This is a genomic window from Paenibacillus lentus, from assembly GCF_042714055.1.
Classification (GTDB): Bacteria; Bacillota; Bacilli; order Paenibacillales; family Paenibacillaceae; genus Fontibacillus; species Fontibacillus lentus_A.
On the sequence record NZ_JBHGVC010000002.1, the window covers coordinates 452,611 to 476,423 of the forward strand.

Consider the following 23,813-nt stretch of genomic DNA (forward strand, 5'->3'; position numbering starts at 1 on the left):
ATGCCTATTCCAAGTTAGTCTAATACTGCTGTCATATGCGCCTTCGTAACCGACCAGTGAGACGTGGTCCAGTATTTGGCTGTATCCTTAATAAATATAATTTGCGGTGATTCGTGCTTGACATTCAAATCCTCGGCGATTTTGTTTGACACCGGACGGGATTCGATGACTTTCACTAGTGTATAATCCAAATCCTGATTAGGTGTATCCTGCAAATATTGTTCATATTCATGAAGCGCGTTGGAGCTAACAGGACATGTCGTACTATGTTTTAAAATAATTTGTCCGCGCTCTGTTGATTTAGCCATGATCTCATTCCACTCTTCAAGTGTCGTTATTTCTCTCCAGTTCATACAAGCATACTCTCCTCGCTAGTTGTAATCATTCGAATGATTGAATTTTAACATGCTTCTGCCCGTAGTCAAGTTGGTGATAAAGCAGGAAGGGCGCTGCATGGGCCAAAAGATTTTTGTACACTTGTACTATCGTTTGATTTGGGGATGTTTCTTGCTTCTTTGTTGATAGGCGGAGGTTAGCAGTTAAATACAGCTAACAGTTATTTTCCAAAAGAATTGGAGCCAATACTTCGGTGGGGTCTCCTTTTTGTCGTTTCCTGCATTTTACAAATGGGCTATAATCTTGGGTAAAGGAAGGTACTGATATGGAAATTAAAATTTCCAGGTTCGGGCGCAGCATATGGCGAGTGATATTTTCGTATAACAAGGACTATATAGAAAGAATTCGGGATTTTAGCCTAATTTCAAATTACAAATACATACTAAAGAGGGAGAATTATATGAACATTAGAAAGATAACTGAGAATGGAATTGAAATTGCCCTTATGGATAGTAATGAAATTTTGATTTATGATATTCAGTCAGCCTTGGATCTTATGGCTACAATTAGCTATCAAACAGGAGCTGATCGGTTTGTTCTAAACAAATCAGCCATTGATGAGAAATTTTTCGATTTAAGATCTGGTCTTGCGGGCGAAGTTCTACAGAAATTTATCAATTATCAAGTTAAAGTCGCTATCGTAGGTGATTTTTCAATATATTCGAGTAAAAGCTTCAAGGATTTTATATATGAGAGTAATAAAGGAAGTAACACATTTTTCCTGCCTGATGAACAACGGGCCATCGAAAGATTAAGCAAGATATAGGATTCTCTAACTCAGATTATGAGTGTAATTCAGAGATATCAGCCACATCTGATAACTTGAAATAGTTAGTTTGATTCGACGGATTGACGATCTTTCCAATGAATAACTTATCTAACTAAATAGAGTAACGGTCTTTGTAAGCGGATCAAGGATGTCGGAGGCATCGGATAACATAATATTCACGCTGCGAATCGGCTGATCCGATCCTTGATCCGGCAGAAGTAGAAGATGCGGAATCGGAGAGGTTTTTGGCAGTCGCTATAAAAGAAAAGAAAAAGTAGAGTTGGAGTGGATTTGATTATGATTGAATTGAATTTTAAAGAGTATCATCTTGCAGAACCTTTTTTCAAGAAGAAACAATATATTCCTGCATTGTCTGTTATTCATGGTAACTATCCTGGAAGAGTATTTGTGAATGATCGTGAACCCGATCTAGTAATTGTTTGGGCAATCGGTAGATGGATGTACTTAGAGGGCAATATAAATAGCGAGAAGGAAAAAACGGAACTCAATAGTTTTATTTATGACGTAGTCATTCCAGAGTGTAAGCAAAGTAATGTGAATTGGTTTGAAATTTATGCTTCTGATATTAAATGCTGGGATGAACTTTTTCTCGATGGATTACACCTTGTTAAAGCAGATAAGCATTATGAATCAGTCTACACCTTGAACTTGGATAAGTTTAAGCGTGTCAAGGAAACATTTTCCCCGCCAATTGAAAATATTGAAGTTAACTTATTGGAATTTGAGATACTGCCAGAAGAATATCGGAATTTAAAATACATTGATGAAAGGTTTTTAACTAAATCTTATCCTGGAGTTGAAATTAGAAAGGGACACGAATTGATTACAATCTGTAGAAATAACGGATTTGTCTATAATAATGAATATTTTATAGACGTTGATACTTTTGTTCATGAACAGAGAGGAAAAGGTTACGCAACATTAGCTGCAATCAAATTAATTGATCATTTATTACACAATAGTATGTTTCCATTATGGGAGACGACCCATCAGAATACACCTTCTCACAAGTTAGCTACAAAATTAGGTTTTGAAGTAAAAGAAGACTATCCAGTTTATGCATTTATAAATGAAAGTTAAGTGGAGAATTGAGTTATTGTAATTTATTTAAATAAATCGAAACTTCACAACAGGGGGTGTTTTATATGGTTATGAGAATGACACATGAAAACATAAGAGATTATAACAAGTCTAATGAAAGTTTAGTTGTGTTCGGGCGAATAATTCCGAAATACGAGAACGAGAATTGGTCATATACCGAGGAGATATTTTCAGAACAATATATAAAACAATATGAAAATGATGATATTGACATAAGTTACATCGAAAATAAGGATAAGGCAGTTTTTTTCTATTATGAGGGTAATAACTGCATCGGTCAGATTAGGCTGCGAACCAATTGGAATGGTTTTGCATTTATTGAGGAAATCACAGTTGCTATTAATTGGAGACAACGGGGTATTGGTACAGAATTATTAATGAAAGCGATTAAGTGGGCAAAGCAGAATAATTTAGTAGGTCTCATGCTTGAAACTCAGGATGTTAATCTTTCAGCTTGCCGTTTTTATGCAAAGAATAACTTTGTTATTGGTGCCGTGGATAATATGCTATACACTAATTTCTCAACAGCTAATGAAAAGGCGATTATTTGGTATTACAAATTCTAGTGATATGGAATGTTATTCAGAAAGACAAGGGCAGCGTATAACAATGTGTTCACGCATCGTCGGACAAACCGCCTCGATCCCGGAAGAAGAGTCTGGGAAGCTTATTACGGGACACATCCGCATCGACTAACATTTACGAAAGAGCGTTTAATGGCAAGATAACAATACTTATGTACTATCGCGATGCAAATCCAGATGATTTTAATATCAAAACTATGTCTTGCTTTATGGGAAGGTGATATTAATGTCAGATAAGTTATCGCACTCACAATTCCTAGCAATTGATCATATTACTCAGTATGCCAGAACCCGAAAATTTGAAGCCCAAAAGTCACTAATTGAAGTTTTCCAGATGTCAAATATTCCTTGGAGCACTTTTGAAGAGGCCCGTACTAAGATATTTTCGAACGCTAGGGTCGCACTGCATTTTCATCCTGATCGGACAATAGCGGACAATAAAAGTGTTGCTCAATCATTGCTTGAGCAGGGAATTTATAAAAGTCAGTTCGAAACACAATATATCGCTTCCCCTTAGATAAGAGTTATCTAAGGGAAAGTAACGTCAGGAACACAAGAACGTTATCTGAAATTACTGAGAGATAGAGGTGACTATGTAATTATGAAGGTGGTGAATATCTTTTAGAGGCCGAAGGAGAGTATATTATCCAAGATTAACATAATGAAGATGGGGGAGCACTTATGATAGCACTTAAGGAAGTAGATCGAAGTAATTTTTTTGAGGTCATTAAGTTGAGCGTAGCTGATGAACAAAGTGAGTTTGTAGCGACAAATTTGTTTTCGCTCGCACAGGCTAAGGCATTCCCAGAGTGTGTTTGCTTAGCTATTTATCACGATGATGTGCTAGTGGGATTTACGATGTATTGTATAGATGAAGAAGATCATGAATATTGGATTTATCGGTTAATGATAGATTATAAGCATCAGTCAAAAGGTTATGGAAAGGCTGCTATGGAGATGCTCATTGATAGGATTAAAGAAGATATACAACATCGGGTCATATACATAAGCTTTGAACCAGAGAATGTTTGGGCAAAACATTTATATGAAAAATTAGGATTTGAAGAAGATGGCCGAGTGATAGATGGGGAAGTCGTCTATAAACTGGAGTATTAAATAGATAAAAGAGAAATAAATCGTTCTACGATTAAAAATTAAGAGGAAAAATAGGAAAAGACTCATTAGAAGAATTACACTAACGGGCAGGATAGTGTGGCAATTCAATTGAAAATATTTACAACTCGGAACATATGTTCTAAGATTAAGTGTATTGATTATAACATAATACTGAAGAATTTTGAGGGAGGGATATTTTCAAAATGATAATAAACAATAACACAAGCTTACCTATAGAGAAAAAAGTAGACCAACTTTATGCTTGTATTCATAAGATGATCGGTGAGATTGTTTTTGAGATTGATGCCTTTACGTGTGACGCTTTAGAAAATGATACTCTGAATTTTACTACAAAAGGTATCTATCATTTGTACGGTTTCTTAGAAACTAACAATGAAAAACAACCATGGTCAATTATTTTAAAAGTAATCAAGCCAGATAGTGAAGAAAAGGACGATATCCAACACCATAATTACTGGTGCCGTGAGGCGCTGTTGTTCGAATCTAAGCTCTTTGATCATCTTTCTGGATATATCCAAGCTCCAAAAACTTATCTTGTTGAAGAACAGAATGATGGAACTATCTGGTTATGGATGGAGCAGGTAAATGGGTATTTTGCAAATTCAAAGGAGCAATTCGATTTTATTGCTCATCGACTTGGCATGTTTAACGCAGAATATCTTACTGTAAAAGCAATACCAAACGAATCATGGATCTGTAAAAACTGGCTTAAATCGTGGACAACCTCAAGTCGAATGTACGCGCCTAACCCAGAGTCATACATAAACCAGATACAAGATAAAGAGGTAAAGTATATTTGGGACTGGTTCAAAGAACTAACTGAAGAATTAAATGAAAAATTGGCTTCTCTCAGCAATTTGCCACGTGTGTTAGCACATCAAGACTTAGGACAAAAAAATATGTTCTTAACTCCAAACGAACAACTGGTGCTTATTGATTGGCAGTTCATGAGTATCTCAGGTATTGGAGAAGATCTCGGTAAGATGTTTGGTGCAAATATGAGCATTGGAATCATCCCTACGGATCAATACGAAGATTATCGAGATTCTTTGTTTTACTCCTACATGAAAGGAATGAGGGAAATGGGGTGGGAAGGGGAGGAGAGATTAGCTAGATACGGTTATTGTATAAGTACCGCTTTACGAAGCGTCTGGGAAGTGCCCCAGCTCTGCTCGTTAGCTGCCCAGCTTGAAAGTGACCCAACTAATCCTAAACTCCAAGATAGAGTGTATCAGCTAAAACAAATAATTAATATACATAAAGTAATGGACTATGAAGCGGAATCATTAAGAGAACATATTTATAGTTTTTAAACTTATTATTCGGAAAACAATAGTTAAAAATGGATGAAGCTGTTGATATTTCTAAGCAGGCGCTGACATCCTGTAACATTGTATTCATGCTGCGAACCCTCACGGTTCCCCTTGATTTGCAGAGGTTAAGGCAAGGAGGTAATTGCTGCAGACAACCCTGCGAGGTTAAGTCTTCGACTTCGGCGCTAAAGCGCCTTTAGCCTCTCGGGTTCGTGAGCACAAGAACGTTATACGACAATACGGCAAATAAATGAAGGAGATAAAGATATGAGATTCAAAGCAGTATTTCTTGATTTCTATGGGACATTGGTACATGAAGATGATGAGATTATCCCAATTATATGTGAAAAGATAAAAGCAAATGCTCAAATTGAATGCAGTACAAAAGAAGTTGGAAGTTACTGGTGGAAAGAATTCTCAAACATCTTTATCCAGAGTTATGGAGAAACATTTAAATTACAAAGAGAAATTGGAATTCATTCTTTATCCAGGACCATAGAGTACTATAAATCTAGCTGTAAAGCAGAAGAGTTAATAAAAATTCAATTTGAGCATTGGATTAAGCCAAAGATCTATGATGATACGATTTCATTTCTAGAAGCACTCAATGGAACTCCAATTTATATCCTATCTAATATTGACACTACAGATATACTAAAAGCTACTGAATACCATCATATTAATGTTACAGATATTTTGACCAGTGAAGATGTAAAGTCATATAAACCAAGACCAGAACTTTTTAAAGAAGCCCTAAGGAGAAGTAATTTGAATCCTTGTGAAGTAATACATATTGGAGATTCAGTACTAAGTGATGTTGGAGGAGCACAAAATCTTGGTATAAATGCGATTTGGTTAAACCGATTAAATAAAAAAATACCGGACGGATTAAACGTTGATCATATATATCAAGATTTAAATGAAGTAAAAGTTTTCTTGTTCAACTGATCTAAGAGGGCGATATCGTTGTATAACACCAGGTTCACGCTACGGGCTGCGCCCTCGGTCGGAAGAAGTGTGGGCAAAGAAGATGTGGTACCGAAACATTCCTTTCCCTAAGATAAGAGCTATTTAAGGGAACGAAACGTCGTAACACGGAAACGTTATATGACATAACTAAAAGTAAAGGAAGAGGTGACATTTTTTGGGGATGTCAGATTACTATAAAAATCTTAGAGAAAAACTTGGGAATCAGTTACTCTTTATGCCGGCAGTAGTAGGCGTTATAAGAAATAAACAAGATGAAATCCTCTTTGGCAGAAAACACAATGAGGAGAACTGGGGGTTAATTGCTGGAGCTATTGAGATAGGAGAAACCCCTGCTCAGGCTATGGTCAGAGAAGCATTCGAAGAGACAGGGCTTGATATTGAACCGGATCGAATCATTGGAGTATATGGTGGAGAAGAACAACGATTTACTTATGGTAACGGACACCAAGTTGAATACTTAACAATAGTATTTGAATGCAAAATCAAGGATGGACAGTTAAATCTAGATAATGAAGAGATTAAGGATCTTAAATTCTTTTCTGAAGACCAGATACCACCAATTGCAAACAAATACCCAGATTACATATTTAGCTCAAATCAAGAAGAAAGAGCACATTTTATAAGATGATTCGAGAGGTCAGTTACGCCGTATAACAACGCATTCACGCTATAAATCGCTACCGCGCCCCTTGGTTCGCCCGAGGTATTTCTAAGAAGTGGAGTCAACAACCCTGCATTGCTAAGTCCGTCGGATCCGGGGCTGTCGCCCCTTAAGCCAGTGAAGGTTCGAGAATACAAGAACGTTATATGAAATGAGGGAACTACGATTAAAATCCAATTAACTGGCGCAAGAGTAATTATTATTCTCATTTTTCTAATAGGGGCAGTATATTTCTTATTTGTTGATTTGAACAATGCCACAAGTAAACTAAGTTTAAAGGATATTCAAATAAAACAAATTTTAAGTTCTGAGATGTCCAAAGCAGTATATACAAAAGAAGGAACCGGTGCAATTGTCAATTGGGTAGATATTAAATTAAGACAAGACGAAGTTGAAAATATTGCAAACTGGATTAATTCCGTACCTGAATCAGAAATTATAGAGTTGAACCAAATACCCTCAAATAAAAGCATTAGTGCAGGGATTGTATTTAGATTAAAAAACAACAAAGAAATACGAATTCAATATGATCTTGAAAAGATATATATAACAAGAACAGATCAAAAAAATAGCCAAGTTGTTTATTCAATCAATCAAGGAGAATTAATGAATTTCTTTGATACACAGCTCAAGGGATTTTATTTTGGAGAAGACAAAGTAAGGAATTCCTGAACGTATGCCAGGAAGTCACCCGCTTCATAACACCATGTTCACGCTGCGGAGCATACACCCCTTGGTTGTTAGATGTTCAATCATAGAAGAAACTCAGACAATAAATGACCCAGCTTAAGATAAGAGCAATCTAAGGCTGGGGTGTTTCGTGAATACCAGAACGTTATCAGACATTGCAGCAATTTATTAAATCGTGAAGGAGAAATCTATGATGCACCCTTTCTTTCAATATGACACAGAAGAAGGAAAGAAAAGCTTGCTTTCCCGGGCGAGGAAAGTCGCCTTAAAAGCACTTCAACAATATGATTTAGATTGGAATTGCATTCGATTTGTTCAAGTATCAGACACAATTACTTTTAAAATCGAAACCGATTCCAATGATAAATATTTGCTTCGCATTCATTCGGATAAACTAAACAAAGAAGAGATTAATTCTGAGATTCTTTTTCTAAATGAATTATGCAATGTACATGGTTTAATTGTTCCGGTAGGGGTTAAAGGCCTTAATGGCTCTTATGTATTTGAATGTGAAACGGAAGAAGGTTATCAGAAGCCGTGCATCTCATTAATGAGATGGATCGAAGGTCAGCAATTAAGTGGAGACATAACAGAAAGCCAGGTATACAATATTGGAGTTATGATGAGTAAACTTCATGAGGCTTCTATGAAATTTAAAGCACCAGATCATTTTGTAAGACCTGAATGGGGCAGCAGTAGTTTTAGAGACAATGTTCGAAAGTTGGAATTTTATTATTCTCGATTTTTATCAAACAGTGACTGGCTTGTTTATCAGTCCGCAATAACTAGAATCGAACATGAGGTTGATCGAGTCCCAAAGAATAATCAGAACTACGGTCTTATACATGCTGATTTACATTGCGGCAATGTTATTTTTCATGAAGAAACTCTCTACCCAATTGATTTCGGAAGATGTGGTTATGGATACTACTTGTATGATATGGCTGGAGCGCTCTTAGAACTTTCTCCTGTACAACGAAAGATATTTATACAAGGTTACGAAAGTGTCAAACGTTTAGAGGTAGAGTACGTAAGTCAACTAGAATGTTTTTTCATCATGTTCATGATTGAAAATTATTGTCACCACTCTTCTAATCCTAATGAAATCTCTAATTTGAAAGCTGAACAGAAATATGCTTTAGCTTATATCAAAGAGTATTTAGATGGAAACTCGTTCTTATTTAAGAGAATCACACCAATAGAAATGTATGAAGAACGAAATGAGTTAACTTAAGCAGATTCGATGATGCCGCAACATCTGGTAACACCATATTCACGCTTCGGATCGACTTTCTCGCTCCTCGATCCAGCCGGAGTTAGAAGCGGATTCGAGGATGAGCATTTCCAGCAGGGAAACATAATCAGCCGACACACCCGCACAACCTAACCGCATCGCGGCCGGTCACTTCGTGACCTTAAGGTGGTGGGGCGTCGGGAATACAAGAACGTTATATGAAATCATCGCAAGGTCAAAAACCATATTGAAAGGAAGGTACCTATCATGCAGAGACAAAAACTTGAGAAATTTAAATGTGAACTAACAATACGGGAATATTCGTTGATCGGTCAGAGCATTACAACGAATTTTCCCAGTGGATTTCCTGACGCCGCCCTGAAAGTACAGTTGGAGTTCGTTGAAAGAAGAAGTGAAATTATGAATTCCAAGGACAAGGAAGTATTGTTCTCGCCGTATATGTGTAATGGAATCATTGCAACATATTTTGCTTGTTTAGAAGTCAGTGATCTGACTGATATTCCGGAAGGCATGATTGGATTCACCTTGCCTTCCCAAACCTATGCAAAGATTAATTGTACAAACAAATCGATTGGTGAGGCGTACGATAGGATTTTCAAATGGATGAATGAGAAAGGATATGTTCAGAGATTTCTGGAAAACACGTGCCCAATAGAGATTTTTTACTTTGAAGATAATGTGGAAGAAGAGGATGTAGAAATTCTAATACCGGTCGGAACATAAATCCTTGAAAGTTATTTAAGGAAGGCGATGACATCTGATAACACAATATTCACACAGCGGGGTTGTCGTCCCTTGGTTGTTAGATGTATATCATGGAAGAAGCTCGGACAACAAACGCCCCAGCCTAAGATAAGAACTCTCTAAGGTGGGGCGTTTCACGGATACCAAAACGTTATACGAAACCCTTGTGATTGAAATCAAACAGTCATGGAGTGGTTACATGGATATCCGAATTGTCACTTGCAATAGAGTCGGTGTATATGAACATGCACTTACAAGGGGCAGGCAATATCAAATCGTAGAACAAGATCAGGATAAGATTAGAATCAAAGGCGATCATGGAAGACTTCTTTGGATAAGTAAAGAATATTTTGAATTAGGAGAAGTGCAACGACTATTAATACAGAGTTGGCGGGGGAACTCGAAGATATAACTCTACCATTAGTTTAGGGGTATTTTGAAGGAGGTAAGGGGATTTCGCATAACACCATATTCAAGCATCGGGGCATTCGCCCCTCGGTTCGAATCGGAGTTGAAGGGGATTTGACCGGAGTAACTCAAATCAACAAAATAAAAAGCATAAAAAATGAGCGGAGGAAGGAATGCATGGAAGATTTGATATCGATTTTAGAGAAGAATAATATTGATTTTAAGATCATTAGCCATGACAAAGAAATAAATTCTGCTCAGGAAGGGGCAGATTATTTCGGAATTGATATCGAACAAACCGCCTCAACGCTGATCTTGAAGACAGATAAAGGATTGTATTCATTAATTATTTCAGGAAATTATGGTCGAGTTGATTTACATTCGTTGAAAGAATTGTTACAGGTGAAGGAGATCAAATTAGCAAAGCCAATGGAAGTAGAACAAGCTACTGGAAGTAAGATTGGAAGCGTCTCATTAATAAATCTAGATATACCGACAATCATAGATCGAGAATTATATCGATTTGCATATGTATATGGAGGAACTGGTGTACCACAAACAACATTAAAGATTCAACCCAAGGATATTGAGAAGTTAAACAAGGTTATTGGTTACATAAGATAGGAATGAATGAGGATTTAATGTAAGTGTTGCTACGGAGGCTGGAACTTCTTATAACAATACATTCACGCATCGGGCCGCTGGCGCGACCTTTGGTCACCAGGGGATTTTCCAGGAAATAAATTCAGGCGACAACCCTGCACAAGCTAACTGCATCGCAGCCGCCCAATCGGTGCTTAAGCTGGTGGGGGTTCGTGAATGCGAGAGAAATATTGAATGAAATTATGGATAATATTAAAGAGAAATTTGATTCAAAACATACGACGCAGAAATCAATCACTTTGGATATGCTAATTGAAGTGGAGAATCAAAACTGACTCAGAGTATTCTTTGTTAAACAATATAATTCAAAAAGATATTCAGATGAACTATTAAGATCAGTGGGACGTCGTGAATAAGAGGACGTTTTCGTCTGAAAGAATATAAAAGGAGTTCTTTAATGAGTGATATAATTAAAGAAATAGCATACTGCATACAACTTGGATGGATACATAATCAACCGAAGGAAATTATGAGAATAAAGGATAATAAGAAACTCATTCAAGAACTATCATTAAGGGATTACTAAAAAAAACAAAAAAAGATGAGCATTTTCAAGTAATGAAATTATCACATAATATAAGAGGTTTGCCTTGTCTATACGGCGGAAACGAAGGCTGATGCAATGCGATGTGTGCTGGATATACATTAAAGGGAGCAGCCCTTATATAGGACTACTCCTGCATTTTTTCTTATTTTCCGGCTTAGCACCACATGATTAGCACTTGCCCAACTGCCTACAGGAGCAATTTCATAGTCAATCCCATTCGCAAGCTTGCCGGTGACCGCATATTCCTCTTAGCGTTCAAGCTTCGCCAGATATTTTAAGTCAAGAAAAAGGCTTTCCTCTTCTTCTGAGAGGGGATGAACCGAATAGTGGATCTTATAAAAGCTTCCAATACTGCGAAAGTCGCCTGTTACGGCGACAGATAGCAAATAAGCGGAAAATACGAAAAGAATTACGGATACAATGACTACGGATGAAAGAAAGCAGCAGTCTAAATCGTATGGACAATCTGTCATCACCGCACTTGTTTTTATTTTGCACCTGCTTGCTCTAATGTGTGAACTATCTCTTCGTAACCCAAACGTTTCGCATGCTGCAATGGCGTAACGCCCTGCGAATCGGCAAGATTCACATCTGCCCCATATTCGACCAGCAGCTTGACGATTTCTTGATGTCTCGATCCACCATCGCCTAGCAAAATCGCTTCAAGCATGGCAGTCCAGCCGAGATTGTTGACATGATCAATGTTTACATCCGAGGTTGCGAGCAGTTCTCTTACGATATCGACATGACCGCGATCGGCTGCCGGAATCAAGGCGCTTCCGCCGAATCGATTCGTAAGGGTCGTATCGGCACCGGTAGCGACTGAAGCCCGAACAAAATCAAGCAAGCCTTCGGCGCCTGCATAAAGAAGCGGATTGTCCGAGCGCTGATCGCGAATATTAATATCCGCCCCCTTTTCAATCAAAAGGTTGAAAATATCAAGCTGATTGGTGTGAACGGCTATCATCGCAGCCGTTCTTCCGAGATCATCAACTGTGTTAATGTCCGCCCCTGCCTCAAGCAGCCTCGTTATTTCAGCGGAATTGCCTTGTGTCACTGCAAGCAGCAAATTCGCGTTCTTCGTGTCCATGAGATCCTCCTTTGATTGGCAGCCAGCGAGAAAAAGGATGCATAGCATTAATTTAGTTGCAAAGTGCAATTCTTCTCCATCCTTTCATTGAAGCAGTATTTATTTATTGTAAACGATAGCAGAAAAGTATAAACAATCCTCAAACGCATTATTAAATAATAAATATAAACTCTCGCTTCATTCATAAAGTATCTCCAAAATCTGAGAATTCGCTGTAATGATGGGTTCATAATACCATACTTCATGTATGATTTGCCTGTTCAGGCTGCAGGCTGCGCCCTTGGTTCGCTAAGACACAGTTGATCGGAAAGGAACATTTCACCATCATGATTCGTCTTCCTTAACAAGGGAGTGATTTAATGAATAAGAAATTATGGATTATAATATTGCTCATGTTTTTTATTCTTAATGCATGTACAACAAATGGAAAAGAGTCAAATCAGAATTTAGGGAATGAGCCTCCTCAGCCTAAGTTAACAGCAGACGGGAAACGGATTAGAATATATCAAAGTTCGTACTGTTGGAGTACGAAATGCGTCGATTATATAAGTCCAAACGAAATGTTAAAGGACAAAGATAAAGACAGGATTTTTAAAAATGCGACGATTAGAATTCAGTTTGAAGGAAAGCAGCCAACCGAATTGGTACTTACAAAATATAATCAAGATGAGATTGCTCAAGAAACGATAACTGACAACGAGTTCAATGTTTCAAGCACAGAGGGAATATATTACTATTCTCTTTCAGCTAATTGGCTAATTGATAAAGAGAATAGAATAGGCGAAGGAGACTCAAGTTATGCATTTGCAATTGAAGTAAATTAAGGCGGATAAATTTCGTAAATAGCAGAACGTATGGGAATGGGGAATTATGGGATGAGATTATATACAGACCCTAAAGGTGAAGCTTATGAACAGGTAATAGATTTAGCTATACGGAATTCGGAATTTTTTGTGTTAGGGGAGAAAATTTCGGTTGATGTCGTAAGGGGCCAATATACAAGCGTCTTGGAAGCGTTGGAACCTTATCTGGTAAAGACAATCGTAATTCAAGGCGATAATATGGATGAAGTCACACAAATAAGAAGTATTTATTGCAGTAATGCCTTTTATACTGCAGGAACCTACTATTTTTATAGATGCTGCGAAGAAAGTGGAAATCTACTGAAGCAAATGGCAAACCGCCTGTCGGATTGGATTTATCCGAACCTGCCGGAAGACTTGTGTTTTTTGAAAAAAGGTGGGGGAGACTTCCTTTACTCCGTTGTGCATGAACAAATGTATGGTATAGATGTAGCCGAGGAAGAAGCCATTGAACTGATGGATCAAATTTCGGGGCTTTTTTTGGAATTAAAAGCTCACCGGGATCTGGATCGTCTGTTAAATGATGCTATAAAACATAAAACTGATCGGCTGTATCTAAGTGGACATGGGGTGACAGAGCTACCTGAGAAAATCCAAAACCTTACAGAACTGCGTGATCTAGAAATTTTTGAACAGGATCTTTTTCGTCTGCCCGAAGAGCTGTTCGAGTTAAGCAAGCTTGAGCGGTTGAAAATCCTGACGGCTGATTTGGAGAGTATTCCCGCATCCATATCCAAACTAAAGAATCTGAGAGCGCTTTGCATACAATGTGGGAGCTCAGATCGGCCGACTCCCGGGTATCGGGTTAAGCCAAAGGAAGCGATCAGTCTAAATCGCATCCCACCGGAGATTGGAGAACTAGAACAACTTGAGCAGCTTACGATTCAATACACCTCGATCTATGAATTACCGCTCGAGCTAGAGAAACTGAAGCAATTGCGAACCTTGGACTTAGGAATGTGTATGATCAATAGGAAGCCTGACTTCCTCTATGGTATGAAGCAACTGAAATACATTAATATTTCACAGAATTCGTTATGGGAAACAATTAAATCAGAACAGTAGCTTAAATATCTTGAAAGCATTAACATGGAATTAATATAATCATAAAATATCGATAAACCAATAAAAGTAAAAAGCTTGTTTAGTTCAAGCTCTTTATTTTACCCAATTATTTTTTTGTTTCGGCTTGAATACAGCGCCGACTTTTTATACACGCTCTGGAAGCGGGTTAGAAAGTATGGTGCTTTTTTTACTGGTTATACGTTAGAAACGTGGACGACTTCGATTTGTTGCACAGTCATACAGCCGTATCATGCTCGCGAACAGCGAGTTTATTGTCATACTGAACCAGGCCAACACAGATTGTTGCCATGGTTCATACTGCGGGGCCTATCGCTCCTTGGCTGTCGGATGTATAATCATGGAAGAAAGCTCAGACAACAGACGACCTAGCCTAAGATAAGAGCATTCTAAGGCTGGGTCGTTTAGTGAATACCTGAACGTTATAAGAAATTGGCGCAAATTAAAATCAAATAAATCATAAACATAGAGATCATCACTCAATAAAACTTATGACTGATTAAAGGATGTGTATAAATGTTTGAAATTGAAGTGAAAGATATATTTAGAATAACGGGGAGAGGTTTTGTGATTGGTGGCGAAGTGATTTTTAGAGATACAGTATTAAGGAATGGCGATACATTAATTAATAGAAACAATAAGGAACAAAAAATATTTGTAAAATCAATAGAGTCCGTCGGATCCAGTCGCATTTGCTTACTTAAGCCTCTCGGGCTCGTAAAACAAGAACGTTAGGCGAAATTCCTGAAAAACATAAACAGATTGGGGAAATTCAATGAAACTGAAATTAAAAATCATTTCATATGTAATGGCTTCTTTAATACTTGTTATAATAGGTATTTTCTTTTTTAGAAGTTTTTTTGATGTATTAAATAGTGGAATGGAAGTAAGACTTCCTCATTTAGGTATGACTTTTCAATTAACAAAAATCTCCTTTATTATATTGAATCTATTAGGATTTATTATTTGTCTAATTCTAATAGTTAAAAACCATCGTATATTAAACAAAGCTTTTATTGGACTTGCAATGTTAAATTTTTTATATGCTTTAATTAGCTTTTTATGGGTTGCAATTGCTTACCAGATAACCGAAGAACCACAAGAACAACTATTAAATTATGTAATAAATACTATATTGGGAAAGTCACAAGAAGGGCTTATTACATGGGATAGTGTAGGTATTATTGCGCCCCTTCATTATATTAGATCTTTATATATGTTTAACTTATATAATGCATTTACAATGCTAGTTTTAGCTTTAATATTAATTGTAATAAAACAAATAACTGATAAGAAATTAAATAAAATGTGAAAGTTAAACAGAAACCCACCTAATTAAGCAAGAGCAAGTAGCAGGCGGAGTCCGTTGTGAATCTTTAAACGTTAGGCAAAATTCCCGAGTTATTTATCAAGATAACTAATTCGTTATCATTAAATATATTTAATGAGGATGGAGCGCTTATGAAAAATAATACATGGACATTATTTATAATATTAATTTTTTTGCTGTTAATTGGTTGTACTTCTAAGGAATCAGAGGCATTAACTCCGAATACTCAAATGATACAAGAAAACTTCAATCTTAACGAGCAAGTGGAGGAAGATATAAAACCACCCAATGAAACGTTTATGATGGATCTTAGAGAGAATCTTTTAAGATTTTACAAGCAATGGAGAACAATGACTATACATATTTGAAAGTTGTTTCGGCATCGGGTATAACAATCGATCAAGAAAAAAATCAGGTTATTTACACATATAGCGGAGAAGAAATAAGATGTGATTTTCTTAAGGGGATAAATTTTAGTAACTTAGAATATTGGGGTTCTGGTTATACTGAAACCTATTCTGATTTTCAAATTGTTTTTGCTCAATTCCTTAAAGATACTCATGGCACAATTTATTTTGATTTTATTAAAGAGGGTAATCAATGGTTGTTCAATGGTTTTATAACGAATGCTTAGAGTAAGGAGTACTCCGGTACATAAAGAATATATTGATGTGGATATATTCAGAAGTCGAGAATACCAAAGCGTTAGAAAGGAAAGGAATGCAAAGGCCCGCCCTTCGGCTTAAGTAGTGAGGGGTTCGTGAATGCGAGAACGTTATCTGAAAGTGCGAAGTTTTTATAAATAAATGAAAGCAGGTTGCTTGTATGAATAATAAGCAGAAGAAGTCAAATTTACTTATCGTACTTCAATTACTTTTAGGAATTGGAGCAGTGTTCGGTGGGGCAGCACTAATTATAGATCCAAGCGGAGAACTAATTGGTATGCCTCTTTTATTATTGGAAAATTCATTTTTTAATAATTATTTGATACCAGGATTATTACTATTTACTGCTTTGGGAGTAATTCCAATCACAATTGCGTCAGGATTATTAATAAGATGGAATTGGAAATTAGCTGAGAAACTTAATGTATTCCGTGATAAACATTGGTCTTGGACATTTTCACTGTATTCAGGTTTTCAATTAATCATCTGGATTACTATTCAAGTTTATATAATAGATGCGTTTTCTATAATTCATTTAATCTACATTACACTAGGTTTATTAATACAGATAGTAACATTATTGCCAAATGTTCAAGAGAAATATAAAAGATAACCTGGTAGGGATATATTATGGGTAATTCAGGGCACCTTCAGGTAACACCGTATTCACGCTGCAGGGCTATCGCCCTTGGTTGTCAGAACTATCGTTTCCCGTTAGGTTTAAATGCGGTCAATTCATTTTACCCTTGAGTGTCTTCGTCAATTTTATATTCTAAAATATCTCCAGGCTGACAATCTAAAGCCTTACAAATTGCCTCTAAAGTTGATAACCGAATCGCTTTTGCCTTTCCGTTTTTCAATATGGAAATATTAGCCATCGTTACTCCAACCCTTTCAGAAAGTTCTGTAACACTCATTTTCCTTTTAGCCAACATCACATCAATATTGATTATAATGGCCATGTTATTCACCTCAAATTATTAAGTCATTTTCTGATTTTATATCGATGGCTTCTTGTAAAAGCCTTTGGAGAACAGCAGAAAAGACTGCGATTACCATCGAAGCAAAGATAGGAACCATTCCGATTATTATAAGACCTGGGGCATCGTCTTTCTCAGCTACGAGATAAACGAATGGCATCATTACCACATACAAGGTACTAATTGTGATTGCACAGTATTTTATTTTCTTGAAAGCTCTTATAGAAATTATAGAGAACGCTTTGTTCTTGTCAATGTAGCTTAGAAGTCGGAACGCCTGATACAACGCAACAAAAAACGGTATCACTGATACATACATAATGATTAAAATGGGATATAGTATGTGGGCATAATCTGGATTTACTGGATTATTAGCTAACCAAGGTAAGCCAAATATACATAAAGCAAGAGCTGGAGTTCCAATAAGAAAAACAGCTATTTTTAAAAAGATTGTTGAGCCTCGTTTCATAAAAGGCACCTCACTTATTTATTGTCATTTGAATTTAACACGTATTTTATTGTTTTACAATAAAATATTATTGTTTATTATTATAATATTATTGTTATAGAAATATATTTCTCATTTAATAAAAGATAAAAAAGCATTCCTCATTACAAGGAAATCAATCGTGCAATAAGAGGATTGGATATTCGACGCCGCGGTACATGTCGTTTGAATTAAAGAAATAATGGCGACATTCACTCAATTGGGATACAATTCCATTTAGGGGCTTGAATTTTAGGACTAGGATAAAGACTTGGATTTAAAAGATTAGAATTAAGATCAGACTGCGGCCGGTCATTTCGTGACTTTAAGGTGGTGGGGCGTTATGAATAAAAGAACGTTATAGGAAGGATCAGTAAAAAATTTGAAAGGAGAATTCCATGGAATTTCATGAAATCAATCAAAAATTAAAAGAAACAAGAAACGAATTATTGGGATTACTTCATAGGATGAATAGAGATCAAATAAATCATCGGAAAGATCCTAATAGCTGGAGTGTAGGTCAGATATGTCAACATTTATATAAGACAGAAGAAATATATGTTGTAGCAATTAAGAGAGGATTAAAGAGCAAAGAAAGTTCAAATACAGATAGTAAATCATTAGATTTTCTGCTTGATAGAAGTAAAAAGATAGTAGCCCCAGATATTGTTCAGCCAACGGATGAAATCATTGAACTTGATGAAATCATTGAAAAGTTAAATCAATCAAGACAGAAGTTACTGGAAACATTGAGTATTTTGGAAGACCGATCCGAGCTAAGCAGAAAACATTTTGTACACCCAGTTTTTAAAGAGATGTTATTAATTGACTGGGTTAGATCTCTGTACGTGCATGAACAAAGACATATTAGGCAAATCGAAGAAATTATATAGATGGATTGAAGTGAGCTTTAATTAATCGAAGAAGGCGGATACATCATATAACACTATGTTTCATAAGGAGCCTTACGGCCTCTCTGGTTCGTAATGCGAGAACGTTATAGGAAATCAGCGCAAAAACAATTGAAAATCATATTTTATACTCTCCTTGTAAGAGCGAAATTTCTTTTCGACCTTACAAGGAGAGTTTTAATTTAAAGAGGGTCTTTCACTGAAGAAAATTAAATATATTATTAGCTTGATTTATAGGTGTTGTATCGCACATAAGTAATACTTCAAAAATTAAGCGGGAATAATTTATTATGAAAGGTCAATACTATTCATTTTTCTTACATCAGTTGTAAGTGTTTTTAGATTTCTATACTTGTTACTATATGAATAACCCAATTATCATTTCGGGTCGCTTAAGCAAAACTGTTTAATACTTCGATGCAAAAGGAGCGTTATATAGTGATCAAGCATGGAAAATTACTAGAAGTTCAAGACCTACAAAAAATCTACGGAAAGAAAAACAATATAACCAAAGCTATAAACAGTGTTAGTTTTGATATTCTCCCCGGAGAATTTTTAGGAATAATGGGACCGAGCGGATCTGGTAAAACTACATTATTAAACTGCATTGCAACAATAATAAAACCCACATCTGGGCGTGTACTTTTAAATGGTAAAAACATCAGTGCTTTTGACAGTAAGGATTTAGCGGAGTATCGCGGTAGTCGAATTGGGTATTTGTTTCAAGACTTTGAATTACTGGACAATTTAACTGGACAAGAAAATATATTGTTGCCATTATCGATTCATGGGGTGGATTTTGCAAAAGCACGAGCTAAATTAAATGAGCTAGCAGGTTTTTTAGAAATTACAGATATCCTTCATAAATTCCCATCTCAAATGTCTGGAGGACAAAAGCAAAGGGTAGCAGCTGCACGTTGTTTAATTTCTGATCCAGACATCGTTCTTGCAGATGAACCGACAGGAGCATTGGACACACGTTCTGCAAGAACATTAATGAATAAGTTGGAAGGCATTAATAAAAGTCATGGAAGAACCATTTTAATGGTCAGCCACGATCCGAATGCAGCGAGTTTTTGCTCAAGAATCCTTTTTATTCAAGATGGGGTCATCTTTCATGAGCTGCGTCGCAAACATGATGAGTCACAAGAGAAATTTTATGAAAGAATTTTGCAGTTACTTGCTCAGCTTGGGGGAGGAAGCGCAAATGTTCTCTAGGCTGATTTATCGTAATGCGAAACGAAGTCGTAAGGAGAATGTAATTTACTTTGCAACCCTTGTCACAGCAGTAGCCTCGTTTTATATCATTCTTTCGCTGGGGAAACAAGATGTTATCTTATTCTTAAGGGAATTTGAAAGTGATGCGATCGATAAACTTTTAGCTCAAATGCCCATTGTGTATGTATTTGCATTGTTTTTATTGTTTTTCTTGGTTTTATTTGCGAATCGGTATCAATTAAATCGGAGAAGCAAAGAGTTTGGACTTTATCTTATGTTAGGAATGCGTAAGGAACGCCTTGTTCTACAGCTCTTAGCAGAGGGGTTCATTACTTCTCTTTTGGCACTTATTGGAGGCCTTTTAATAGGCGGATTTTTAGCAGAAGTCATCAGCTTGACGGTTTCCAGATTAGTCGGACAAGGAATTATCGGTCATCAAATAAGCTTGTCGGTAAGTGCGATTCTCTTTACTATCATCGGTTTTTTATTGATCCAGTTCATAGCATTAGTCATTCTCGGGGGAAGATTATTTAATCAAGAGGTACATCAATTACTGAATGAGCAAATGGATAAAAAACAAGATATGGGTCATTTTAAAGGCAACGTACTCCATATATTAGCAGGTTCTATCTTACTAGGCGTGGCATATTGGATCGTTTTATATCGTTTTATGGACTTTGGAGGACTGCTCCTGTTTGTGGCATTGGCACTTGGAAGTTTAGGAACGATCCTTTTTATGAGGGGATTTGGAAAATTACTAGGATTATTGGCAAGCTTGTCCGAGCGTAGATCTACTAAAGGGCTGCACACATTTACTCTAAGGCAGTTTCAAGAGAACATAGCGAATAAATCTACTTCTGTTGCAGTAACATCTATTCTTATCACGTTGTCTATCATTTTGATAGCAAATGGTGCTTCAACTATTATGGGTTTGGAAAATATTTATACTAGGAGTTCTTCGTTATATGATTTTACTGTTCATGGGGATAATCAAAAGGTTGAGCAATTTCTTACTTCAGAAAAAATGGTACCCTATGTAGAAGACTTAAATCTCTTGGAAATTGGAAGTATGAAATACCAGTATGAAGATGGGGAAGACGGCTTGCCTTTATCGTTAGTTGATTGGTCAAAATTAAGAGAGCAAATTATTATGGCTCTGCCAAACAACTATAGAGAGCAAATTTTATCTGGAGACATGCAGGGTTATAGTATCAGTTCGGAAAACCCTGAAGCACTTAATCTGTTTGGGGTTCTAGAGATTGATGCAACAAAACCTTACCTCATTCCTGAATCATCTTATAATGGACTTTTAGAAGCGATAGGAGAAAAACCACTGAACCTACATTCAGACGAAATTGCTTTATACTTTAATCCAGACCTTTTGCATATGGATAATCTAGAAAGCATGCCTGTACTAGACCATATTCTTGAAAAGGCTGCAAAAGAAGGGCAAAGTTTGATGAGCATTAATGATAAGGCAATATATATACGCCCATCCATTCCAATGAGAGGATTAGTAGCAGATCGTTCCGTAGAAATTCATTCAGCGTTTATCGTCCCTGATCATATGTTTGAACAATTATTAAATACGCTAACCTATGCGTCATATTGGAATTTTCGTATCCCACAAAAGCTGCAAGATCAACAAGGCTTAATGAAACCAATGATGGAGGCTAGAGATTTATTAAACTCTTCAGGCTTCAAGTTTGAAAGCTATTTACAAAACTTTGGACGTAAGCTTTTCTATGTTGTTGCTGGAAGTTATACGATCTTATATATGGGATTCTTATTCTTGATTATTGCTTGTACGGTATTAGCTTTACAATTTTTGACGCAGATGAAGCAGACAGGCGGGCGCTATGTAACGCTTTCCATGTTAGGGGCAAAACGTAATCAAATGAAAAAATCTATGCATAGACAGGTGTTGTTGACCTTTCTATTACCTATATCTCTTGCATGCGTCAGTGGAGCTGTTGGTATAAGGGCTATGATTTCATTTGTTATTATTCACATCGAAGACAAAGCGTTACTTTATCCGATTGCCTTTACCTTTGCATGTATTGTCATCGTAGTTTTGGTCATTTACGGAGCAGCCGCTGCCCGTTCAGCAGATCATGAGATAGATAAATTGCGTTGGAAGCCGAATATAGATTAAGGATCGATACAATTTCACATCGAAGGGGGTGCTGAAGTGGCGAGGATTACAATTGTTGAAGATGATTCATGGATGAGAGAGGAGTTAATGGATATATTGCAAAAAGCTGGTTATGAAGTGATGGCAATTGTAGACTTCCATGACGTAGTTGCTCAAATAGCGACTTCGGCACCAGACTTAGTCTTATTAGATATCAATTTACCGGAACAATCAGGATTTGAAATATGCAAAAGTCTAAAATCAAAAGGGATTGCTCCCATATTGATGCTTACTTCTAGAGATAAGTTACAAGATGAATTACATGGTCTTCATTTAGGTGCAGATGATTATCTCACAAAACCATGTCTTCGAGATCGATTATTAGCGCGCATTCGGAACCTGCTAAGAAGATTTGAAGGACAACCAGGCTTAATCGATGGGGGCAGTTTTTCGCTAGACCCCAATACCTTTACTTTGTATAAGGGCTCTCAATCGTTATTATTGTCAACTAATGAAGGAAAAATTTTATTGGCTTTAGTGCAAAATAGGCCTGAGATTGTATCCAAGTCAACACTAAGTGAGCTTTTATGGGGAACAGATCAATATATAGACGAAAATGCGCTTCAAGTAAATCTCACTCGCTTGCGAAAAACACTGCGGCAATTAAACTTGGAAAATCAAATTGAAACAATAAGGGGTCAAGGGTATCGACTTAGGGGGCAGTTGAAGCCATGAGATGGATAAAGCAAATCTATGATTGTTTTCATGCTTATAAACAATGGTTTCTTATGTTGATGGCTACAAGTCTCCTATTTAGTTTTTTAGCTTGGCTGGCTTATCCTGAAACGTTTAAAGTTTTAGTAGGACTCATGATTGTTTTTACGCTAGCCATGATATCCTTGTCTGTATTCATTATCATTAGAAAGCAAAAAATAATCGAAGCAGCCTTTCAGGATTTTTTGTTAGAACCGAATGAGGTGAACGAGGAAAGATTATGTCATGTATCTCCTAAGACACATTGGTCATTTATCCGAAGAATGGGAAGTGTCATAAGATCATATCAGTCGGAACTTCAAGAGCAAGTCATTGAGTTGACCGAGTATGAAAACTATATAGAAGGATGGGTTCATGAAATTAAAAAGCCTCTGTCATTGATGACATTGTTATTGGATAACCGCAGTGACGAAATGTCTCCCCTTGTTAGACAACGTATGCTTCATATTAGAGATCAAATGCTTGGAGACGTAGAGCGAATTTTGTATTTTGCAAGACTTGGGGCTGCTCATAAAGATTATATTTTTGAGTCTATAAACTTACTAGCATTTTGTAAACAGACAATGGAAGACCATCAAACATTATTAGATGAATCCGGTTTTCAAATACAGTTCATCGGTGAAGAAATGGAAATTGTATCTGACCGCAAGGGATTAGCTTTTATATTAGAGCAAATCATCGCTAATAGTACGAAATATGTTGCACAGAATCAGGGCAATCCAATCCTGAAGTTTGAAATGGTTTATGATGAAGTGAGCGATCAAACCATTTTACATATTCGTGATAACGGACCTGGTGTATATGAAGAGGATTTGCCATTTATTTTTGACAAAGGCTTTACTGGAGGGCGGGGTACTTATACAAGACAAGCAACAGGTATGGGACTCTTCTTAGTGAGCAAGATGGCTTATGATTTAGCCATTCAGTTGGATGCAAAATCAGAGCTTGGTTCGGGGGTGGTTATATCGCTAATATTTCCAAATGTGAAACAATAAGCTG

28 protein-coding genes are annotated in these 23,813 nt (G+C 36.6%); 24 read left to right on the forward strand and 4 right to left on the reverse strand.

The window, feature by feature from the left end; genetic code table 11:
* Nucleotides 1-14: 14 nt before the first annotated feature.
* Nucleotides 15-353 (reverse strand): bacillithiol system redox-active protein YtxJ, encoded by a 339-nt coding sequence (gene ytxJ / locus ACE3MQ_RS05725; RefSeq protein ID WP_379391511.1) that lies wholly within the window; start codon nt 351-353, stop codon nt 15-17.
* A 443-nt stretch (nt 354-796) separates the two neighbouring features.
* On the opposite strand from ytxJ, the gene ACE3MQ_RS05730 reads away from it, so the two are divergent.
* The 12 genes from ACE3MQ_RS05730 (at nt 797) to ACE3MQ_RS05785 (ending at nt 10,693) form a co-directional block, all read left to right on the forward strand.
* Entirely contained in the window at nt 797-1,162 is a 366-nt protein-coding gene (locus ACE3MQ_RS05730; protein ID WP_379391513.1) for a DUF4180 domain-containing protein, read from the forward strand.
* Between the two features lie 300 nt (nt 1,163-1,462).
* The gene (locus tag ACE3MQ_RS05735; RefSeq protein ID WP_379391515.1) at nt 1,463-2,266 is read left to right on the forward strand and encodes a GNAT family N-acetyltransferase; all 804 of its coding nucleotides are present in this window, start codon (nt 1,463-1,465) and stop codon (nt 2,264-2,266) included.
* A 65-nt stretch (nt 2,267-2,331) separates the two neighbouring features.
* Entirely contained in the window at nt 2,332-2,853 is a 522-nt protein-coding gene (locus ACE3MQ_RS05740) for a GNAT family N-acetyltransferase (protein WP_379391517.1), read from the forward strand.
* A gap of 244 nt (nt 2,854-3,097) precedes the next feature.
* Nucleotides 3,098-3,388, forward strand: coding sequence for a DUF3626 domain-containing protein (locus ACE3MQ_RS05745; protein WP_379391519.1), 291 nt, complete (start codon nt 3,098-3,100; stop codon nt 3,386-3,388).
* 164 nt (nt 3,389-3,552) lie between these two features.
* Entirely contained in the window at nt 3,553-3,987 is a 435-nt protein-coding gene (locus ACE3MQ_RS05750; RefSeq protein ID WP_379391521.1) for a GNAT family N-acetyltransferase, read from the forward strand.
* Nucleotides 3,988-4,190: 203 nt separating this feature from the next.
* Nucleotides 4,191-5,321, forward strand: coding sequence for a phosphotransferase family protein (locus ACE3MQ_RS05755; protein ID WP_379391523.1), 1,131 nt, complete (start codon nt 4,191-4,193; stop codon nt 5,319-5,321).
* Nucleotides 5,322-5,588: 267 nt separating this feature from the next.
* A complete protein-coding gene (locus ACE3MQ_RS05760; protein WP_379391525.1) occupies nt 5,589-6,269 on the forward strand; it encodes an HAD family hydrolase in 681 nt (226 codons plus the stop codon).
* Between the two features lie 196 nt (nt 6,270-6,465).
* Nucleotides 6,466-6,939, forward strand: coding sequence for an NUDIX domain-containing protein (locus ACE3MQ_RS05765; protein ID WP_463139983.1), 474 nt, complete (start codon nt 6,466-6,468; stop codon nt 6,937-6,939).
* Between the two features lie 345 nt (nt 6,940-7,284).
* Nucleotides 7,285-7,644, forward strand: coding sequence for a hypothetical protein (locus tag ACE3MQ_RS05770; RefSeq protein ID WP_379391529.1), 360 nt, complete (start codon nt 7,285-7,287; stop codon nt 7,642-7,644).
* Nucleotides 7,645-7,852: 208 nt separating this feature from the next.
* Nucleotides 7,853-8,896 (forward strand): phosphotransferase enzyme family protein, encoded by a 1,044-nt coding sequence (locus ACE3MQ_RS05775; RefSeq protein WP_379391531.1) that lies wholly within the window; start codon nt 7,853-7,855, stop codon nt 8,894-8,896.
* A gap of 267 nt (nt 8,897-9,163) precedes the next feature.
* On the forward strand, nt 9,164-9,640 hold the full coding sequence (locus tag ACE3MQ_RS05780; protein ID WP_379391533.1) for a GyrI-like domain-containing protein: 477 nt from the start codon (nt 9,164-9,166) through the stop codon (nt 9,638-9,640).
* 606 nt (nt 9,641-10,246) lie between these two features.
* Nucleotides 10,247-10,693 (forward strand): aminoacyl-tRNA deacylase, encoded by a 447-nt coding sequence (locus ACE3MQ_RS05785; RefSeq protein WP_379391535.1) that lies wholly within the window; start codon nt 10,247-10,249, stop codon nt 10,691-10,693.
* Nucleotides 10,694-11,766: 1,073 nt separating this feature from the next.
* Here ACE3MQ_RS05785 and ACE3MQ_RS05790 read toward each other — a convergent pair.
* A complete protein-coding gene (locus tag ACE3MQ_RS05790) occupies nt 11,767-12,417 on the reverse strand; it encodes an ankyrin repeat domain-containing protein (protein WP_379391868.1) in 651 nt (216 codons plus the stop codon).
* Nucleotides 12,418-12,728: 311 nt separating this feature from the next.
* On the opposite strand from ACE3MQ_RS05790, the gene ACE3MQ_RS05795 reads away from it, so the two are divergent.
* The 7 genes from ACE3MQ_RS05795 (at nt 12,729) to ACE3MQ_RS05830 (ending at nt 16,923) form a co-directional block, all read left to right on the forward strand.
* Nucleotides 12,729-13,193, forward strand: a complete 465-nt coding sequence (locus ACE3MQ_RS05795; protein WP_379391537.1) for a hypothetical protein — start codon at nt 12,729-12,731, stop codon at nt 13,191-13,193.
* Nucleotides 13,194-13,244: 51 nt separating this feature from the next.
* Nucleotides 13,245-14,297 carry a leucine-rich repeat domain-containing protein gene (locus ACE3MQ_RS05800; RefSeq protein ID WP_379391539.1) on the forward strand — a complete coding sequence of 351 codons (1,053 nt, stop codon included), beginning with the start codon at nt 13,245-13,247 and terminating at the stop codon, nt 14,295-14,297.
* Nucleotides 14,298-14,831: 534 nt separating this feature from the next.
* The gene (locus ACE3MQ_RS05810) at nt 14,832-15,050 is read left to right on the forward strand and encodes a hypothetical protein (RefSeq protein ID WP_379391541.1); all 219 of its coding nucleotides are present in this window, start codon (nt 14,832-14,834) and stop codon (nt 15,048-15,050) included.
* 40 nt (nt 15,051-15,090) lie between these two features.
* On the forward strand, nt 15,091-15,627 hold the full coding sequence (locus ACE3MQ_RS05815; protein ID WP_379391543.1) for a hypothetical protein: 537 nt from the start codon (nt 15,091-15,093) through the stop codon (nt 15,625-15,627).
* A gap of 149 nt (nt 15,628-15,776) precedes the next feature.
* Nucleotides 15,777-16,013, forward strand: coding sequence for a hypothetical protein (locus ACE3MQ_RS05820; protein ID WP_379391545.1), 237 nt, complete (start codon nt 15,777-15,779; stop codon nt 16,011-16,013).
* On the forward strand, nt 15,986-16,279 hold the full coding sequence (locus ACE3MQ_RS05825; protein ID WP_379391547.1) for a hypothetical protein: 294 nt from the start codon (nt 15,986-15,988) through the stop codon (nt 16,277-16,279). Before ACE3MQ_RS05820 ends, ACE3MQ_RS05825 begins: the two co-directional genes overlap by 28 nt.
* A 191-nt stretch (nt 16,280-16,470) precedes the next feature.
* Complete coding sequence (locus ACE3MQ_RS05830; protein WP_379391548.1) at nt 16,471-16,923, forward strand: hypothetical protein; 453 nt, start codon at nt 16,471-16,473, stop codon at nt 16,921-16,923.
* A gap of 127 nt (nt 16,924-17,050) precedes the next feature.
* On the opposite strand, the gene ACE3MQ_RS05835 is transcribed toward ACE3MQ_RS05830, so the two are convergent.
* A complete protein-coding gene (locus ACE3MQ_RS05835) occupies nt 17,051-17,272 on the reverse strand; it encodes a helix-turn-helix domain-containing protein (RefSeq protein ID WP_379391550.1) in 222 nt (73 codons plus the stop codon).
* Between the two features lie 10 nt (nt 17,273-17,282).
* Nucleotides 17,283-17,759 (reverse strand): DUF2975 domain-containing protein, encoded by a 477-nt coding sequence (locus ACE3MQ_RS05840; protein ID WP_379391552.1) that lies wholly within the window; start codon nt 17,757-17,759, stop codon nt 17,283-17,285.
* A gap of 416 nt (nt 17,760-18,175) precedes the next feature.
* On the opposite strand from ACE3MQ_RS05840, the gene ACE3MQ_RS05845 reads away from it, so the two are divergent.
* The 5 genes from ACE3MQ_RS05845 to ACE3MQ_RS05865 all read left to right on the forward strand — a co-directional run bounded on the left by ACE3MQ_RS05845 (nt 18,176) and on the right by ACE3MQ_RS05865 (nt 23,809).
* Nucleotides 18,176-18,670 (forward strand): DinB family protein, encoded by a 495-nt coding sequence (locus tag ACE3MQ_RS05845; RefSeq protein WP_379391554.1) that lies wholly within the window; start codon nt 18,176-18,178, stop codon nt 18,668-18,670.
* Between the two features lie 456 nt (nt 18,671-19,126).
* Nucleotides 19,127-19,906, forward strand: a complete 780-nt coding sequence (locus ACE3MQ_RS05850; protein WP_379391556.1) for an ABC transporter ATP-binding protein — start codon at nt 19,127-19,129, stop codon at nt 19,904-19,906.
* A complete protein-coding gene (locus ACE3MQ_RS05855) occupies nt 19,896-22,061 on the forward strand; it encodes an ABC transporter permease (protein ID WP_379391558.1) in 2,166 nt (721 codons plus the stop codon). Before ACE3MQ_RS05850 ends, ACE3MQ_RS05855 begins: the two co-directional genes overlap by 11 nt.
* A gap of 36 nt (nt 22,062-22,097) precedes the next feature.
* Complete coding sequence (locus tag ACE3MQ_RS05860; protein ID WP_379391560.1) at nt 22,098-22,775, forward strand: response regulator transcription factor; 678 nt, start codon at nt 22,098-22,100, stop codon at nt 22,773-22,775.
* Nucleotides 22,772-23,809, forward strand: a complete 1,038-nt coding sequence (locus ACE3MQ_RS05865) for a sensor histidine kinase (RefSeq protein WP_379391562.1) — start codon at nt 22,772-22,774, stop codon at nt 23,807-23,809. The genes ACE3MQ_RS05860 and ACE3MQ_RS05865 overlap by 4 nt, the downstream gene beginning before the upstream one ends.
* Nucleotides 23,810-23,813 lie beyond the last annotated feature (4 nt).

Coding starts and splice junctions, on each gene's coding strand:
- ytxJ (WP_379391511.1), bottom strand. CDS start 353: ATGAACTGGAGAGAAATAACGACACTTGAAGAGTGGAATGAGATCATG.
- ACE3MQ_RS05730 (WP_379391513.1), top strand. CDS start 797: ATGAACATTAGAAAGATAACTGAGAATGGAATTGAAATTGCCCTTATG.
- ACE3MQ_RS05735 (WP_379391515.1), top strand. CDS start 1,463: ATGATTGAATTGAATTTTAAAGAGTATCATCTTGCAGAACCTTTTTTC.
- ACE3MQ_RS05740 (WP_379391517.1), top strand. CDS start 2,332: ATGGTTATGAGAATGACACATGAAAACATAAGAGATTATAACAAGTCT.
- ACE3MQ_RS05745 (WP_379391519.1), top strand. CDS start 3,098: ATGTCAGATAAGTTATCGCACTCACAATTCCTAGCAATTGATCATATT.
- ACE3MQ_RS05750 (WP_379391521.1), top strand. CDS start 3,553: ATGATAGCACTTAAGGAAGTAGATCGAAGTAATTTTTTTGAGGTCATT.
- ACE3MQ_RS05755 (WP_379391523.1), top strand. CDS start 4,191: ATGATAATAAACAATAACACAAGCTTACCTATAGAGAAAAAAGTAGAC.
- ACE3MQ_RS05760 (WP_379391525.1), top strand. CDS start 5,589: ATGAGATTCAAAGCAGTATTTCTTGATTTCTATGGGACATTGGTACAT.
- ACE3MQ_RS05770 (WP_379391529.1), top strand. CDS start 7,285: ATGTCCAAAGCAGTATATACAAAAGAAGGAACCGGTGCAATTGTCAAT.
- ACE3MQ_RS05775 (WP_379391531.1), top strand. CDS start 7,853: ATGATGCACCCTTTCTTTCAATATGACACAGAAGAAGGAAAGAAAAGC.
- ACE3MQ_RS05780 (WP_379391533.1), top strand. CDS start 9,164: ATGCAGAGACAAAAACTTGAGAAATTTAAATGTGAACTAACAATACGG.
- ACE3MQ_RS05785 (WP_379391535.1), top strand. CDS start 10,247: ATGGAAGATTTGATATCGATTTTAGAGAAGAATAATATTGATTTTAAG.
- ACE3MQ_RS05790 (WP_379391868.1), bottom strand. CDS start 12,417: ATGCTATGCATCCTTTTTCTCGCTGGCTGCCAATCAAAGGAGGATCTC.
- ACE3MQ_RS05795 (WP_379391537.1), top strand. CDS start 12,729: ATGAATAAGAAATTATGGATTATAATATTGCTCATGTTTTTTATTCTT.
- ACE3MQ_RS05800 (WP_379391539.1), top strand. CDS start 13,245: ATGAGATTATATACAGACCCTAAAGGTGAAGCTTATGAACAGGTAATA.
- ACE3MQ_RS05810 (WP_379391541.1), top strand. CDS start 14,832: ATGTTTGAAATTGAAGTGAAAGATATATTTAGAATAACGGGGAGAGGT.
- ACE3MQ_RS05815 (WP_379391543.1), top strand. CDS start 15,091: ATGAAACTGAAATTAAAAATCATTTCATATGTAATGGCTTCTTTAATA.
- ACE3MQ_RS05820 (WP_379391545.1), top strand. CDS start 15,777: ATGAAAAATAATACATGGACATTATTTATAATATTAATTTTTTTGCTG.
- ACE3MQ_RS05825 (WP_379391547.1), top strand. CDS start 15,986: ATGGAGAACAATGACTATACATATTTGAAAGTTGTTTCGGCATCGGGT.
- ACE3MQ_RS05830 (WP_379391548.1), top strand. CDS start 16,471: ATGAATAATAAGCAGAAGAAGTCAAATTTACTTATCGTACTTCAATTA.
- ACE3MQ_RS05835 (WP_379391550.1), bottom strand. CDS start 17,272: ATGGCCATTATAATCAATATTGATGTGATGTTGGCTAAAAGGAAAATG.
- ACE3MQ_RS05840 (WP_379391552.1), bottom strand. CDS start 17,759: ATGAAACGAGGCTCAACAATCTTTTTAAAAATAGCTGTTTTTCTTATT.
- ACE3MQ_RS05845 (WP_379391554.1), top strand. CDS start 18,176: ATGGAATTTCATGAAATCAATCAAAAATTAAAAGAAACAAGAAACGAA.
- ACE3MQ_RS05855 (WP_379391558.1), top strand. CDS start 19,896: ATGTTCTCTAGGCTGATTTATCGTAATGCGAAACGAAGTCGTAAGGAG.
- ACE3MQ_RS05865 (WP_379391562.1), top strand. CDS start 22,772: ATGAGATGGATAAAGCAAATCTATGATTGTTTTCATGCTTATAAACAA.